Genomic DNA, 14,625 nt, shown 5'->3' on the forward strand with positions numbered 1-14,625 from the left:
CGGGGACGGAGGTCATCCGCCCCCGAGCACTACGGTGAATGTCAAGTCTGTATCGATGCGTCGCACTTTCACCGAGACCCGTTGACCCGGTGTGGTTCGTTCGATGAGATAATTTTTCAGGTGCGCGGCGTCAAGAATCTCCGTGTCATCGACGGCGAGGATGATGTCGTGTTTTTGAATGCCGGCGGATTTGGCCGGGTCCGCCACGTCCTTCACGGCGATGTGCCATCTGGTACCATCTTTGACGGCTGTCATATGGACGCCAAGTTTGGAAAAGCTGAGCGGTTTCCCGTCGATCGCAGCTGCGACGATACGTTGGGCGAGTATGCCTGGGACGGCAAAGGCCATTTGGCTGCAATGGACCTGCGTCTCGTCTTTGTCGGTCTGAATGATCGCATGCATCACGCCGACCATCTCGCCCGCCATGTTGAAAAGTCCACCGCCTGAATTGCCGCTGCAGGCCGAGAGGTCGACCTGTAGCAGTCTGGTCTCGACGGTTTGCAAGAACGTATTCGCGTTGCCGATGCGGCCGAAGGCCATCGTGGGGCCCCAGCCCATCGGGTAACCGATCGTGAACACTTCCGTACCTGGTCCGACGCTGCCCGCTGCGAAGGGTACCGTGGCTGTCATCAAGGGACGGGTCTTTTCGGTGATACGGTAGACGACGACATCAAGATACGCGCTTTCGCCCACGAGCTGGGCCGGTAATTCGTGGAGGTCTGTGGTGATCAGGCGGACGTCTGATGGGAGGGTTGGACCGGACGGGCTGTTCCGTTCAACCGCATGGCGCGCCGTCACCACATATCCGTCGCGTAAGTGAACACCAGTTCCGCGGACGGCAATTTTTCCAGGCTTCTCCGGCGTTCTCGGGTCCTGGGTGTCTTCCAAAATCCCGACTGTGGCCCGTTTGGTCCGTTCAAAAATATCTGTCACGTCTGGCGAAGAAGATCCACCAAGTGCTGGCTGTATCAGCGGTGACGCGAACATCGTACTCCCCGCCATAACCATCGCAAGGAAAGGAGAAAGCCTTCCTTTGCACGGAGCGAAAAATCCCACGAGCAGGTCCTTTCGATTCAGCGGTACTGGCATGACAGTATAGTCAGTTTCATCATGCGATGAAACTGGCTGGGCCTCGTGGTATGGTGAAAGTACTGAAACTCAGGAGGTTGTCAGTGGCCGAGAAATGGAAAATGTTGGCCGGTATATTCGTCGCGATGATGGTATGTGTCGAATCTGCTTCTGCAGCTGAGACGTCAAAGACGTCAGCGCGCGAGGATCATGGTGTCGCGGAACGGCTCGGCGAAGCCGCTGAGAATGTCGGGAAGAAGATCGAGCAGGCAGTGACCGGGGTCGCGAAACAATTCGAGGAACAACGAGTGGGGGAACGATTCGTGGAGACGATCAAGAAGGCTGGCACGAAGACCGGTGAAGAGCTGGAACGTGTCGGAAAAAAGATCGAGGACGCGTTCTCAAAGGAGCCGTGACCCTGGCAGTATCTCTTTACGGCTTCTTGCGAAATCCGAAAAAGACCCCGGCGGCTCCTGATCCAGCCGACGGCAGGTAGCCGGTCAGTAGTTGCTTAAGACTTTCCGCTTCTCCATGCACCCACGCAAGGCTTTGCGAGACGTTCTGTTCGATCACAGGCCAATTAATATCGATCCATCCTGTTGATTTCAACAGCCCGATGAGGGCTAGGAGTACAGCTGCGATCAACGCCGTAATCTTGAGTGCGCGTCGACAGGCCCAGCCGATTAAAAACCCCCCGAGATAACTCCCCCCGACTCGTGCCAAAGTCGGTGACATGAGGTCGTTCATCCAGGCTGCAAGGCCGGCAACCGTGGCGGCTCCCGCTGCCAGAAACGACTTGGCCTGCCAAGGCGGATTGGCGAACACATCGTCCAGCAGCGTCGTTGAGACTCGTGCGTGATGCTGGTCTTGGCTCATAACCTCGAATCCTCGAATGTGTTGCAGGCGGAGGGATCGCCGCGTTCGAGACCTCGTTTGAGCCAAGCCGTCCGCTGTTCGGACGATCCATGGGTCCAACTCTCCGGCTGGACGTAACCTTGCGATCGACGTTGAAGCCGGTCGTCGCCGATCGCCGAGGCGGCGTGCAACCCCGCTTCAAAATCTCCTGGCTCAATCAAATCGCGGTCCCGCTTTGCATGGTATCCCCAGACACCGGCAAAACAATCGGCCTGGAGTTCCAACCGGACCGACAAGGCGTTCGCTTCGCGGTTGGAGGTCTGATGCTGGAGGCGGGTCACCTTGTCGGCGATTCCCAGCAGATTTTGCACATGATGCCCCACTTCGTGAGCGATCACGTAAGCCTGGGCGAACTCGCCCGGCGCGCCAAGTCGATGAGACAGCTCATCGAAAAACGAGAGATCCAGATATACCTTTCGGTCTCCCGGACAATAGAAGGGGCCAACGGCCGACGATGTTGTGCCGCATGCTGAGCGCACCGCACCGGTGAAGAGCACCAGCCGGGGATCTTCATAGGAACGTCCGATCGTCGGAAGGAGTCGGCGCCAGGTCTCTTCCGTATCTGCCAGGACGACAGAGGCGAATGTGCCGAGTCGGTCGTTGGGTGAACCGGTTGAAGCAGTCTGGGTGTCCTCAGGGGCAGGATTCATGCTCTGCATGTCGTTAATCATGTTGAGGATGGTCAGGGGGTTGTTTCCGGTGAAATAACTGATGGCGAGCACGAGGACGATGCCGCTGATGCCGAGACCGGCGCCTCCAACCCGGCCCATGCCACGCCGATCTTCGACGTTCTCGCTTTCTCGTTGGCCTTCCCAGCGCATGAAGCTCCATGTGATGACAATGATGGAGTCCATGGAAGCACATGAAGCAGCGAAGGATCAACAGCTATTCTGTTACGCGGAATTCAACGCGCGTTGTTTCGTGTGATGAGCGTCCATTGGAAGTTCGCGGCGATTGCTGAAGTATTGAGGTCACAATACCCAGGGGCTATACTGTAGTGGAGACTGACGGCGGCCTGACAAGGAGGTGGAGTTATGCCATCTATGATGACCCGTGTAATTGGTATCACGCTCGGGTGCTATGCGGTCCTCGTGAGCGCTTGTACGACAACCCCGACTGGGACGACGAAGGACATATTCGATTTCACGTCCAGCACGACGGGGAGGTCTTGGTATAACGAAGACGGCATGCTCCGTCCAGAGCATCGGCCGATCGCATTTACCACGGACAACTACGAAACAGTGAAGCGAGATATTGCGCGGGGCCAAGGCGAACATCTCGCATCACTGGCCACGCTGCTTGGTGTTTTGCCGACACGAGTTGATGAATTTGGGCTCCTTGCACAGGCACGTTATGCAGCCGTGGAGTCTCCCAAGACGACCCCGGAGGAGATTTTGATCTCCATGAGGAACCTTTTGGACGAACATCCTGATTTGCTCTCCGGACGAAAGGTGAACTGACGGGAGATGTTTGCGGGTAACGGTCGAAGAGCGGATTCCGCAGGACAAGAACGGCGGGAGCACAAACGAAGCGTTGACATGCTACAGAACGGGAAGCCTGGGTTCGACCAGACTTCCCGTCAATCCCCGCCCTCCTAGTTCGATTGAGCCTTGAGTTGCCCCGCTATCTCTTTTAAGTCTCGGGGATATAAGATAATCTCGATCCGCCGGTTGGAGGCCCGGCCTTCTTCGGAATCGTTCGAGGCGATGGGGCGAGTCTCCGCGTAGCCAACAGCCGATAAATATTGACGATCCACACCGCCCTGATCGATGAGAAATCTCACCACAGTCGTGGCCCGAGCCGTGGAGAGTTCCCAATTTGTTTTGAAACGGTCCTGCAACTTTGTGCTGATCGGCACGTTATCGGTGTGACCTTCGATACGAATCTGTTTGTCCGTGACAGTTTTCAAGACATCACCGACCTGTTTCAAGACTTTTACTCCCGCCGGTTTGACTTCCGCCTTCCCTGAATCGAAGAGGACGCGGTCAACCATGTTGATCGTGAGGCGGTCCCGCACCTGTTGAATCGTGATATTACCCTTCGCGATTTCGTCTTGCAGTGATTTAGACAGTTCCTGCTGGGTGCGGGTCAGGCGTGCAATTTCTTCCTCTTTGGCCTTTCGTTCCTGCTCGAGGCGCGCCCTTTCAGCTTCTTCGGATTTTAGGCGCTGGCGCTCCTGTTCCAGGCTGGCCGCGAGACCTGATTGCTCCTGACGGAGTTGTTCCCGTTCTTGAGCGATCCTGGCGGCATTGGCTTCTAGCTCGGTGGCATGTTTCTGGAGCTTCATGATCTGGTCCTGGGCAGAGGCATTTCCACTGGTCATTTTCTCTTCAAGATCCTTGATTTGCCCCTGCACGGCACCCAATTCGTTGTTTAGCCGTCCCTTTTCCTGCTCGAGGCTATCAAGTTTGGATTGTAAATCTCCGGAACGTGCTTCAAGAGCCGCCCGTTCCTTCTCCAACGAAGCAGCCTGTTGTTCAGCAGCCTTGCGTTGGCTCGATTCCTGGTCGAAGTTCTGTTGCAGGCTGGCTAACTGCTGCTGAAACTGGTCATTCTGAGATTGCTGAGCTTGAGACTTTTTCTTCAAGGCCTCTAATTCAGCTGCTTGCTGGGCCGACAGCTTCTTGGCCGCTTCCAACTCGTTCAGGGTCTTCGTATGAGTTTCGGAACTGACACAGCCGACGGTCACCATCGCATAGATTGCGACCATTAGTAGAGGAGCGCGGTGGACGGTTGAATGCTCGAACCCTCGTCGCATAGGAGCCTCCTTAAATAGAAAATGAATAGCGAACCTTCTGGAGACGCGAGCAATCTCGATGCCTATAGGCGGGATAGAACCTATGATAGGAATCGATTTCTTCTCAAAGGGTTGGAGAGGAGGTTAGTGTCTCAGCGGTAGTGGAACAATTCGTCCTGTCCCATTATTCAACGAGTGATGTAGGAAAGGCCATACAGTTCGACAGGGGAATGGATTCAGGACACAGGGGTCCCTCTTGCATCGGTCCGATACAAAAGAAAGGCACGGCTACGTAGCCCACCGCGTGGAGGAGGCGCAGCGAGGGCTGCGCCTCCCCTCAATCGATTACTTGCCGCCCATGTCCTTCTTCTCGCTCTTCTTCTCGTCATCCGCTTTCGGGCCGGTCACGTCCTTCTTGTCCTTCTGTTCCGCGGGAGCCGGGTCCCCGGCGAAGGAGACGGCGGTGCCGATACCAAACGTGAGAAATGCGGTGAGGGCGAGCAAACTTGCAACGCGAGTCATTGGAAAACCTCCTTGATAAGTTGGATGACCGCCACAATGGCGGACGATCCGTGTGCAATGCCTGTGACCATCTATTTAATTGGGCGAGGCACTCGTTGTTGAGAGCAAGCGAAATGCCTCGTATCATAGGTGGGTGAAATGCACCAAGGTCATGAACGCCTATTTCGAAAGACACTGCAATTGCTGGGGTTACGAAGAAATCCCCAAAGTCGTCGATAGAACATGGGCAATACGTAACACAGAGCGGCAGTAGTGCCTGTAGGAGGTCCCCTACAGGGGATGATTCAAGCAAATTGTTGCCAACTGGATAAGCAACTTACTCAGAATCAATGAATGACAAGATCAGTCTGGACTCAAAGATTCTGGCTCCGCGCCTCCAGTTGAATCCAGGTGTCTCTCAGCCTGCATCGGAAACAGAGGCTACGATGGTATTGGTCGTTGTCTCGCGCCTCATCTAGTCAGCAGCCCAATAGCGCACAAATCGTTTGAATCTGTCGAGCCAGTCGATTTATGCTTCAGTCCTTTCCGGCGGAGTGTCAATGAAGGCAGCACAAATCAGGGAGGATGCGAATGTTTCCTACACCTCGGCGGTGGAATGGGAAACCAAGCTCATGGTGGACGAGAAGTTCTCCATGCCGCATTTGCTCGGTCGGACGCTCGCGCGCCGCGTTTTCACGTCGACATACTACGACACACCGGATCACTGCTTGGCCCGCGCCTGTATTACCCTACGGTATCGTTTGGAGGGTCATTTAGGAGTCTGGCAGCTCAAATTACCCCTCAATGGCCGTCGACGAGAAATTGAGTTGCGAGGGGAGGCTCGCGAAGTCCCGCTTGTGTTCTCTGAGGCGCTCGTCGTTCACCTGGAAGGCAAGCAACTGGTTCCCATCTCGATATTGCGTACGTGGAGAACAGGGATACGTGTGCAAGTGGCGGGCGGAGGCGAGGCTGACGTCGTTCTCGACTCCGTGTCCGTCCTGATGGGCGGCCAAATTGTCCAACGTTTTCGGGAACTCGAGATTGAATGGCTGAAGGGGAACAGTCACATCGGGAACGGACTGGTCGAGAAACTTCACAAAGCAGGGGCGCGACCGCACGACGGGCGACCAAAGCTGTTTCGAGCCCTCTCAGCTTCATACGGCGAGCCGGTCGCAATTCCGGAACGTGCTTCAGTTCGCGAATGTCTTCGAGCGTATCTCTCTCGCCAGGTTCAGGTCTTAAAACGGTTCGATCCTGGGACTCGGCTCGGAGGGGAGCCAGAGGATCTGCACCAAATGCGGGTGGCGGTAAGGCGGTTGCGGGCCGTGTTTCGTTCGGTACGGAGAGAGTTGGATTCCACATGGGAGGCTCCGCTGGTGTCCGGACTCTCGTGGCTGGGACAGTTGTTCGGGTTCGCACGCGACTTGGACGTCCAACTGGAATACTTCCGAAGTGAAGCGTCGCACCTCAATCTACGGGACCGTAAGCCACTTGAACGATTCGTGTCGCATCTCGAAGAGGAACGGGCCGGTGCGCAACGGGCACTGGTCGGCGAAATGAAGAGCGCCCGCTACCTTGGATTTCTCAGCAAATTGGACCAGGCTGTGTCCGAACCGGTCGTTGTAGAATCGGATCGCAGGATTGAGGACATTGCCGCTGGTGCGTTCAAAAAATTATCTGTGGCAATGCGGGAGTTGCCAAGCGTACCTTCGAATGCGGATCTCCACCGCTTGCGGATCAAAGCAAAACGCGCTCGCTACGTATCCGAATTGGCTGAGTCGTCCGGTGGAAAGTCGGCGAGCCGATTCATCAAAGTGGTGAAGGCGTATCAGGATCTGCTGGGAACCCACCATGATGCCGTGCTCGCCGAGCAATATGTGAGGGAGTTTGTGGCGAGCCTTCCCGGTGAGCGAGCCGCGTTCGTGGCCGGTTTGTTGATGGCCAGAGCGCACCAGCGACGGGACCATGTGCGAGAGACATTTCGATCTGCCTGGAAACGCGTCAAGAAACGTGGGAGGAAGGCCTGGGGTTAGGTTCTTGGAGGATCAGCTGTCCGCCATGCGATCATCGGGACTCGGTTGGGTCGATGATACGCGACGCAACCATGCCTCGCTCATCCTACGCTAGCTGAATACATCCTCAGCCACACATCCGTGCCTCCGTGACCCATCGACCTCTCCCGGTACTTCGTTGAACCTTCGACCAACGAACAATCCCCGTATCGTTGTGGATTCCATGAGAATCTATTTTGATTCTCCGATAGTCACTCCTGTACGGCGACATAGTCCTTCGCACCGCAAATATCTTTGAAAATACTGGCAACACCGATACCCGGCTTTGCACCGTTGTTCTGGAATGCCTGTTGCGATGCAAGGGTTCCGGTAGCCAGCCGATCAGCGTGTCGACTGAACGTGGCTGTACATGATCGCGATATGAGACCTGTTCTATGGAGCGACGCCAGACTCTCCGATTGAAGGTTCAGTTCCGAAGTGCGTTCTCCGCACCGGACGTGGTGGAGGGCGACGGGACGGTCGTGGATCTATCTGACACCGGTTGTCGCATTGCGACGTTGGTCAAGGTGCCTCGTGAGACCAATCTCGAGGTCAAGCTGAGCTTACCCGGCGACCTAATCCCGGTCACCATCGAATCCTCCATTGTCCGCTGGTCGTGGGAGCACGAATTTGGCGTGCAGTTCCTGAAAACTCGGGAAGAAGACCGTGCGCGACTTGCTCACTATGTCCAAAAGATCCAGTCCAGCGCTTCCTCTCCCCAAACTCCATGAACGCGTGACCTTCCTTTGGATCCTGTCCCCCGATCTGATTTGGAATCAGCCATAAAAGAGCGGTAATATGGCGCCAAGAAGCGAGAGCTGCGGCACCCGCTGAGGCAATGGGCCGTGAAATCCACACTCCTGATCGCGCTCGCCGGTTTCTGTGTGGCCACGGGCTGTTCTGTGTTCATCCCGAAAGAGTGCCGTTACTTGAAGGTGGCCGAAGGACGGGCGACCGGCGAAGAGGTGCAGCACAATCTGGGAGTGCCGCGAGAAAAAATATATCTTCCGACAGGCGGATCACTCTGGCACTACGAAGTGCTGGAAGAGCAGCCCACGCATCGAGGGTCGCCGACAGGATTCTGGTGTGATGAATACCGACTGACTTTTGGCCCGGACGGGGTACTCCGCCGCTGGACCCATCGATCGTTCTTTCATGGTGGAGAACTCAGGCCAGAGCCGTGCCGAGCTGGCTCTGAACGATTGGCGTTGTAATCATCGTCTAGCTACGGTGAGTCCTCATTCACCATTAATCGGTACCTCTCTTCTCGTGGGCGATGTCGGCAGATAAGCCGCTGTCGACTCACTTGACCTGTATCGTCCAGCCTGATAGCTAAGACCTCGCTGGCCAGAACGTTCCGAACATCTCAAGGACACTCGCGTCTACAATGACGGCTGACCCAATATTCTTTCGCGATCTCGCGTATGTGTTATTGGCTGCTCTTCTCGGAGGCAGTGCGGCTTGGTTGCTTAAACAGCCGCTCATCGTCGGGTATGTGCTTGGCGGCATCCTTATCAGCCCGTTCACGCCTGGTCCGGCCGTCTCCAATCTTCACCGTTTTGAAGCAGTGGCCGAGCTGGGGGTCGTTCTCCTGATGTTTTCCATCGGGATCGAGTTCTCCTTGCGCAACCTTCTTCGTGTGAAATGGGTCGCACTTTTAGGCGGCTTCTTGGGGATCCTCTTGTCGATGGGCCTGAGTTTGGCTGTAGGGTCATGGCTCGGCTGGAATGTCGTCGAGTCCGTCGTGATCGGAGCGGTGACCTCGGTCGCGAGCACGATGGTGCTCGTGCGTCTCCTGCTTGACAGGGGCGAGTTACAGTCACGCCATGGAACCGTCATGGTCGGCATTACGCTGGTGGAAGACCTGGCTGTCGTGGCCTTGACAGTGCTGCTGCCGACATTGGGTTCGATCGGGCAGGGAGGCTGGTTGCAGATCGTCGTGGCGTTTGGAAAGTCGGCAATTTTCCTCGCCCCTGTGGTGTATTTTGCGAGCAAGGTCGTCCCGCCGATCTTGGCGCGCGTGGCGCGAACTCAAAATCAAGAGCTGTTTCTGCTGGTCGTGCTGTCCTTGGCGGTCGGGACTGCCGCCCTGACTCAGGCGATCGGGTTGTCAGTGGCGCTGGGAGCGTTTTTAGCCGGTCTGTTGATTAGCGAATCGGAATATGCCTATCAGTCCTTCGCCCGGTTACTCTCGCTTCGGGATGCGTTCGTGGCGATGTTTTTCGTGACAATCGGGACGTTGATCGACCCGACGATCATTTTCCAGAATTGGCCGCTGCTGGCCACGGTGATCGGACTCGTCGTGTTCGGGAAGCTGATGATCTGGACCGGAGTCGTCCGACTCTTCGGCTATTCGATCGGGACGGCTTTTCTCGTCGCGCTAGGGCTCACTCAGATCGGCGAATTCTCGTTTGTCTTGGTCGGCGTTTCCCGGTCGGCCGGCCTGGTCGGAAACGAAGTGTACAGTGCTACGCTCGCAGCCTCTCTGATCACGATCTTCCTCAACACGCAGCTGCTCTCCATCGTGCCCAGGTGGATTCCGATCGGTTCGTATGCCTCAGCGAAGGTCGATCAATCAGGCGCTCCTATCATGACTGGCACCCGAACGACGTCTCAGCACTAACCTGAAGGTCATTTCGTCGGAAAGGATTGCCCTGGGCAGGAAGAGTCGTATACTAAATTATCAGCGGGGTCCGCAGTGCGATTCATGACGCAGACGGAGTAAATGATTGCAACCTGCACCAGGCAATCACCAAATTCATCGCATTCCTCAAACATTCAGAGAGGTCCACAATGTGGCATCGCATGACCGGGATGAATAGAGCGGCGGCCATGCTGCTGGCTCTACTCGCCGATACAGCATTCGCTGCGCCTGTACAGGTCGCGACTCCAGAACCGGTCCCCTATGCCGAATTCAAGCAGATCAAGAAATTTGTGTCGGTCGAGGTGCAGACTCTAGGCACCGCGGAAAAGATCGGACTGAAGAAGGCAGAACTGACTGACGTGACGCGATTGACGTTTCTCAAAAAACTCCCGGGGGTTCCACTCGTCGGGTCCGGTGGTCCCCCTGCCGACGGGACTGACCGGCTGAATCAACTCGGTTTTCTCACGTGCGAAGTCTGGACAGTCGGCGAAGAATACATGGTCGCCTATCACATGGACTGCAATGCCGGCTCCTATCTCATGCCAAGAATGCCGGGAAGCCTGTGGAATCGGGCGATTCTCGGCTACGGGCCCAAGGATCAAATTCCCGACGCAGTCCACAACGGTCTGAAGGCCATGGTCGAGCAGTTTGCAGCGACCTTTTTGAATGTGCGGGGCGAAGGGGAAATCCGGTAGGGGCCGAATCGGCCCAAGACAGCATTTCCCCGGCGAGGCATTCGGCTAAACGTGCAAGCGAAATGCAGTACGACACTCGTCGTACTGGGTGCGCTCGTAGCCCTGGCAGTTTTCTTCGCCCTGTACCTCAGCACCCTGAGCGGGTTTTCTCAGCTCGCCCTTCGAGACGACCAACTGACGGTTCGCTACATCCTGCCCGAACGCGACATGGTTCTATCGTTCAGCGAAGTGATGAACGTGCAAGAGGAGCAGGCCTACAAAGGTCGGTGGCGCCTCGTTCTCACCACAGAGACGAGCGGGACCTATGAGAGTTCATTAGCTTCTCGAACGGATGTCCGCAAGGCCGGAGACTTTCTCAGACGGCAGATGACTCAGCCATATTCCCTTCCCCGGTGAATCCTGGGTGCTCCTCTTGGCGGACCGAAACCAAACCAGGCCGATACCCTAGTGCTTCGAACCAAACCCTGCTGGAAACTCTCCGCATGCTTGGCTACACTGCGCTGTCACTTGCGTGACGACCGACGACAAGGCCAGAAACATGATCCCTCATTCCGTCCTTTCCTTGAATCGAAAGTTCGCTACCGCGACTGCAGGCCTCCTGTCCCTCATCATCGCTGTCACGGGCTGCCAATCTGTCGAACCGAGCAAGCAAAACGGCCGTCGGTCTCCGGACATCGAGAAGGAAATCGGTGATGCGAATCGAATCGCCGTGCTCAACCTATTGTCGGAGGCGTCCTTGACGCACTGCGACGACCTCGTGTGAAGTATGGAGCGCAAGCTCGATCACAATTCCAGCACAAAACATTCTCGGTCATTCGAGAAACCGCAAATGTATTCGTGCCTGACGGCACATTTATCGAATACATAATGGAGAGTTATGAGCGGGGCTATCTCAGCATCCTTCTTGCGAGCAGTTATGTCCGAATGCACAAAGTCGAGGACGCCAAAGTCGAGTTGCGAGACTTGGATCATGAACTATTCGCGCCGATCTACAACTTTGGAGAAGATCCGGTCAACCTTTTGCTTTCTGCGGTCCTGTGGGAACAGCTCGGGGATGTCGGTGAAGCCCGCGTGGACTGGCTCCGCCTGAGAGACTTTCGAATATTTACGATGCGGGAGGATCCGCCGCTTCGCCTGTTTGCCGAAGAGCGGGTCAATCAAATCGACAACAGAGAAGAGATCGCTCCGGAATGGCATGTGTACCTGGTCGGGCGGTTTCCCCGGCTCGACTGGGATCTGCGATTCAGCAACTCCACGAGCGGGTATTTTTCCATCACTCCCACAGAACCGTTCATGGCGTCCTGTGCGTCAAGCACAGGCGTATTGGTATCGACGGAAAGCTGGTTTAACAAGATCGCGATCCGTCACAGCCATGCCTATCATCCGTTGCTGAACATTCAGACGTGGATTCGCCTTCCGGTTGGTTTGACGTACAGCCTGATTCCCGTCGCTGCCGGGGCAGGAATCATGGTCGGAGGGTGTATGCTCGATGCTGCTGGGAACGGCAAAGGCTCACTCTGTCAACTTTCGGTGGTCGGTGGGGTAGCGCTGATGCGGACGGCACCTCAGGTGCTGGAGGGAGCATTGCGCCCGGATCTGCGACACTGGGAGCGGGTCCCGGCTGCAGTTGTGGTCACGAGAGCCTCAGCGCCTGATCAAGAGCCTTGTTTATTGAAGGAGCGCTCTGACGTAAAACGCTTGCTTTAGGCAAGTGCTGAGGAGAGTGTCTGGCTCGACCGTTAGCTCGCCTGAGCTTTCGTTAGTGAGGCGGATCCTGTCTCGGTCATTCACTGAAATCCCCGCTGCTTGATCCCACCGTTCCTCTTGGATACGATCGATGCGCTGATCAAAGGAGGAAGGTGGGGTATGGTCGCAGGGATCGCCTGTTTAATCGGCGCGGTGTTTCTTCTAGTTTCCGCCGTGGATATCCTCACGTTCCTCATGCCGTCTTCTCCCAGAACCGGGATGCCTGGGACTTGGGATCCAGTTAAGCTCGCGTGGATGGGCACACTCTGTGCGGCCGCCTCTTTGTTTCACGGCATGAATGCGTGGCGGCTATTCCTGCCATCATCCTCGCAGCGTGCTATCGCCGAACGATGGTCTCCGCTCGCGATTCTGCTATGGTGGGGGGCAGCGGTCCTAGGTCTCCTGGTCAACTATCCGATTCCGTATTTCAACCACCATGTCGATAAGTTCTTCCTGATTCTCGGTTTGGTGGTGGGTTGGGGAGCCTGGTTGTGTCTGCATCCGGCCAGCCTGGGAATGGTCCTTGAGAGCCATGCGTATAGTTGGGTCCGGGTGGCAATGATCAATGGGCTGATCTTCTTTGTGCTTGCCGAGATCATACTGCGGCTGGCGGATCCCGTCTTGGCCCGGAGCGGGCTATTCAGCGTTTCATACGATACACCCGGCGGAGGGATTCCCCACCAGGTAGTGGATGCCACGACCATGCGGACCAATTCCCTTGGGTTCCGGGATCGTGAGCGAACTCTGGAGCGGACGTCGCAATCTGCGCGAATTGTAGCAATTGGTGATTCATTCACCTGGGGATCGGGGGTAACTTATGACGAAACTTTTGTTTCGTTGGTTGAACGCGGGCTTCAAGCCGCTGACCCGCGTGCGGAGGTAATTAATCTTGGGTTAGTCGGCTACCAGCCCGAGGATTATCTCTCCTTGCTAGAATCGCACGGCCTGGCCTATCAACCTGACCTCGTGCTCATCAATTTCTATATCGGAAACGACCTCATGCCCGCACAGGGTTCACAGCTAATCGTGGCGGGTCAACGGCGGCGCGCGCATATCAATGGGAACTGGTTTCATGATCATCTGTCTTGGGACCACTGGTATCTTGCTCATGATCTCGAGTACGCGTGGATCGTGGGAACGGCGCGTATGCGGCAAGCAAGGGGACAATCCGATCTTGGGTTTATGACTCCGGCACCGGCAATCCAGACTGGTGCGCGCGAGCCTCCAACGCCGTTCTCCGGCTGGAGCCCGCGATATCTCCGTATGATCCAAGGGATGGGAGATCAATATCTCAAGTACGATACCGAGGCATTTCTCGGACGGTGGAACGAGACCCGGGCGATCTTGGAGAAGATCGATGTGCTCCTGCATGGGCTGGGAGTCCCATGGGTCCTGGTGTTGTTACCGGCCGAAGAACAAGTCGACCGGGAGCTGCAGCGACTGTATGTGAAAATGCTCGGAGGCGCACCTGAACGCTATGATTTTGGCAAACCCCAACGGCTCTTGGAGGAGTGGGCCGTGGGCAGAGGTGTGAAGGTAATCGATCTTACGCCAGCCTTTCTCGCCAACGTGTCACAAGCCCGTCTATTCATCGATAACGATATTCACTTGAACCGCAATGGTCATGCCTTGGCTGCTTCGTCGATCCTGCGGGAACTTCAGCCAGACCTTGCCAAGACAAGTCGGAGTCTTCGACTTCGCGATGGGGGCTGACTGCTCTGGGGTCTCTTTCAACGCCGAGGTCTAGTGCCGTCTATGGAGTAATGTCCGCTTGCTTCGTGACAAGAGGGGGGAGTGATGACAAAGCGCTCGCTGAGCCTGAAGGAAGTTCCAGACTGTTCTCATCGCTGCAAGAGCTTTCGAACCCAATATCGAGCCATGCGCGATAAACCTCAAGGGGAGCCTCCGGCGAACTCTGTCACCGACGTGAGATAGCACTCCATCAGAGTCCACTCGCTCGTTTCTTCAATTGGCACGGCGCCTTAGGGCACCCTTGCTTAAAGAGATAAGCGCTACTGGAATCGAAATGGAGGCCTTTTCAGCCGACTGACTCAACATCCGCGATGATCGTGTAATAGCCGGATGCCCTCGCGGGCTACGGTTGACTCAGGCCTACTTTCAGAAATTCCGGATGTCGACACGCACTTCTTTTCGTACATTTTGATGCTCGACCAGGAGCTTAGCCGGAAGTGTGATGCGTTGCGTCACGCTTCTGTAAGGACCCCCGCCAACTTCGAGGATGCGGTCTCCTTCTTGTAATCCCGCATT

At 56.0% G+C, this 14,625-nt stretch carries 17 protein-coding genes (1 of these 17 only partly in view); 11 read left to right on the forward strand and 6 right to left on the reverse strand.

Annotated features, from left to right (window positions below):
- Positions 1-12: 12 nt before the first annotated feature.
- Positions 13-1,089, reverse strand: a complete 1,077-nt coding sequence (locus VEI50_03155; GenBank protein HXX74107.1) for a S1C family serine protease — start codon at positions 1,087-1,089, stop codon at positions 13-15.
- 83 nt (positions 1,090-1,172) lie between these two features.
- Here VEI50_03155 and VEI50_03160 point away from each other — a divergent pair, with 83 nt between their 5' ends.
- Positions 1,173-1,484: a hypothetical protein gene (locus tag VEI50_03160; GenBank protein ID HXX74108.1), complete on the forward strand. Its 312-nt coding sequence runs from the start codon at positions 1,173-1,175 to the stop codon at positions 1,482-1,484.
- Between the two features lie 16 nt (positions 1,485-1,500).
- On the opposite strand, the gene VEI50_03165 is transcribed toward VEI50_03160, so the two are convergent.
- Together VEI50_03165 and VEI50_03170 are read right to left on the reverse strand one after the other, a co-directional pair.
- Positions 1,501-1,944, reverse strand: coding sequence for an FUN14 domain-containing protein (locus VEI50_03165; GenBank protein ID HXX74109.1), 444 nt, complete (start codon positions 1,942-1,944; stop codon positions 1,501-1,503).
- Entirely contained in the window at positions 1,941-2,837 is an 897-nt protein-coding gene (locus VEI50_03170; GenBank protein ID HXX74110.1) for a neutral zinc metallopeptidase, read from the reverse strand. The genes VEI50_03165 and VEI50_03170 overlap by 4 nt, the downstream gene beginning before the upstream one ends.
- 180 nt (positions 2,838-3,017) lie before the next feature.
- Here VEI50_03170 and VEI50_03175 point away from each other — a divergent pair, with 180 nt between their 5' ends.
- On the forward strand, positions 3,018-3,443 hold the full coding sequence (locus VEI50_03175; GenBank protein HXX74111.1) for a DUF3015 family protein: 426 nt from the start codon (positions 3,018-3,020) through the stop codon (positions 3,441-3,443).
- Positions 3,444-3,577: 134 nt separating this feature from the next.
- On the opposite strand, the gene VEI50_03180 is transcribed toward VEI50_03175, so the two are convergent.
- Together VEI50_03180 and VEI50_03185 are read right to left on the reverse strand one after the other, a co-directional pair.
- Positions 3,578-4,741, reverse strand: a complete 1,164-nt coding sequence (locus VEI50_03180) for an OmpA family protein (GenBank protein HXX74112.1) — start codon at positions 4,739-4,741, stop codon at positions 3,578-3,580.
- Between the two features lie 324 nt (positions 4,742-5,065).
- Positions 5,066-5,242 carry a hypothetical protein gene (locus VEI50_03185; GenBank protein HXX74113.1) on the reverse strand — a complete coding sequence of 59 codons (177 nt, stop codon included), beginning with the start codon at positions 5,240-5,242 and terminating at the stop codon, positions 5,066-5,068.
- 539 nt (positions 5,243-5,781) lie between these two features.
- On the opposite strand from VEI50_03185, the gene VEI50_03190 reads away from it, so the two are divergent.
- The 9 genes from VEI50_03190 to VEI50_03230 all read left to right on the forward strand — a co-directional run bounded on the left by VEI50_03190 (position 5,782) and on the right by VEI50_03230 (position 14,070).
- Positions 5,782-7,254, forward strand: a complete 1,473-nt coding sequence (locus VEI50_03190) for a CYTH and CHAD domain-containing protein (GenBank protein ID HXX74114.1) — start codon at positions 5,782-5,784, stop codon at positions 7,252-7,254.
- Between the two features lie 413 nt (positions 7,255-7,667).
- Positions 7,668-8,003: a PilZ domain-containing protein gene (locus VEI50_03195; GenBank protein ID HXX74115.1), complete on the forward strand. Its 336-nt coding sequence runs from the start codon at positions 7,668-7,670 to the stop codon at positions 8,001-8,003.
- Between the two features lie 114 nt (positions 8,004-8,117).
- Positions 8,118-8,486, forward strand: coding sequence for a hypothetical protein (locus VEI50_03200; GenBank protein ID HXX74116.1), 369 nt, complete (start codon positions 8,118-8,120; stop codon positions 8,484-8,486).
- 173 nt (positions 8,487-8,659) lie between these two features.
- Positions 8,660-9,895, forward strand: a complete 1,236-nt coding sequence (locus tag VEI50_03205; protein HXX74117.1) for a cation:proton antiporter — start codon at positions 8,660-8,662, stop codon at positions 9,893-9,895.
- Between the two features lie 182 nt (positions 9,896-10,077).
- Positions 10,078-10,611: a hypothetical protein gene (locus VEI50_03210; protein ID HXX74118.1), complete on the forward strand. Its 534-nt coding sequence runs from the start codon at positions 10,078-10,080 to the stop codon at positions 10,609-10,611.
- Between the two features lie 51 nt (positions 10,612-10,662).
- A complete protein-coding gene (locus tag VEI50_03215) occupies positions 10,663-11,007 on the forward strand; it encodes a hypothetical protein (GenBank protein ID HXX74119.1) in 345 nt (114 codons plus the stop codon).
- 115 nt (positions 11,008-11,122) lie between these two features.
- On the forward strand, positions 11,123-11,374 hold the full coding sequence (locus tag VEI50_03220; protein HXX74120.1) for a hypothetical protein: 252 nt from the start codon (positions 11,123-11,125) through the stop codon (positions 11,372-11,374).
- A 74-nt stretch (positions 11,375-11,448) separates the two neighbouring features.
- Positions 11,449-12,318 carry a hypothetical protein gene (locus VEI50_03225; GenBank protein ID HXX74121.1) on the forward strand — a complete coding sequence of 290 codons (870 nt, stop codon included), beginning with the start codon at positions 11,449-11,451 and terminating at the stop codon, positions 12,316-12,318.
- Positions 12,319-12,477: 159 nt separating this feature from the next.
- The gene (locus VEI50_03230) at positions 12,478-14,070 is read left to right on the forward strand and encodes an SGNH/GDSL hydrolase family protein (protein HXX74122.1); all 1,593 of its coding nucleotides are present in this window, start codon (positions 12,478-12,480) and stop codon (positions 14,068-14,070) included.
- A 405-nt stretch (positions 14,071-14,475) separates the two neighbouring features.
- On the opposite strand, the gene VEI50_03235 is transcribed toward VEI50_03230, so the two are convergent.
- Positions 14,476-14,625 carry the end of a PDZ domain-containing protein gene (locus VEI50_03235; GenBank protein HXX74123.1) on the reverse strand. The gene runs 1,086 nt beyond the window's last position, so the window shows 150 of its 1,236 coding nt (coding positions 1,087-1,236); its start codon lies off the right edge, out of view; its stop codon occupies positions 14,476-14,478.

This window comes from Nitrospiraceae bacterium, from assembly GCA_035623075.1.
In the GTDB taxonomy this organism is placed as follows: Bacteria; Nitrospirota; Nitrospiria; order Nitrospirales; family Nitrospiraceae; genus DASPUC01.

What these genes read in the sequence shown, in the direction of transcription:
- VEI50_03205 (HXX74117.1), top strand. Translation starts at nt 8,660, where the DNA reads ATGACGGCTGACCCAATATTCTTTCGCGATCTCGCGTATGTGTTATTG.
- VEI50_03185 (HXX74113.1), bottom strand. Translation starts at nt 5,242, where the DNA reads ATGACTCGCGTTGCAAGTTTGCTCGCCCTCACCGCATTTCTCACGTTT.
- VEI50_03230 (HXX74122.1), top strand. Translation starts at nt 12,478, where the DNA reads ATGGTCGCAGGGATCGCCTGTTTAATCGGCGCGGTGTTTCTTCTAGTT.
- VEI50_03210 (HXX74118.1), top strand. Translation starts at nt 10,078, where the DNA reads ATGACCGGGATGAATAGAGCGGCGGCCATGCTGCTGGCTCTACTCGCC.
- VEI50_03155 (HXX74107.1), bottom strand. Translation starts at nt 1,089, where the DNA reads ATGCCAGTACCGCTGAATCGAAAGGACCTGCTCGTGGGATTTTTCGCT.
- VEI50_03165 (HXX74109.1), bottom strand. Translation starts at nt 1,944, where the DNA reads ATGAGCCAAGACCAGCATCACGCACGAGTCTCAACGACGCTGCTGGAC.
- VEI50_03175 (HXX74111.1), top strand. Translation starts at nt 3,018, where the DNA reads ATGCCATCTATGATGACCCGTGTAATTGGTATCACGCTCGGGTGCTAT.
- VEI50_03170 (HXX74110.1), bottom strand. Translation starts at nt 2,837, where the DNA reads ATGGACTCCATCATTGTCATCACATGGAGCTTCATGCGCTGGGAAGGC.
- VEI50_03190 (HXX74114.1), top strand. Translation starts at nt 5,782, where the DNA reads ATGAAGGCAGCACAAATCAGGGAGGATGCGAATGTTTCCTACACCTCG.
- VEI50_03195 (HXX74115.1), top strand. Translation starts at nt 7,668, where the DNA reads ATGGAGCGACGCCAGACTCTCCGATTGAAGGTTCAGTTCCGAAGTGCG.
- VEI50_03180 (HXX74112.1), bottom strand. Translation starts at nt 4,741, where the DNA reads ATGCGACGAGGGTTCGAGCATTCAACCGTCCACCGCGCTCCTCTACTA.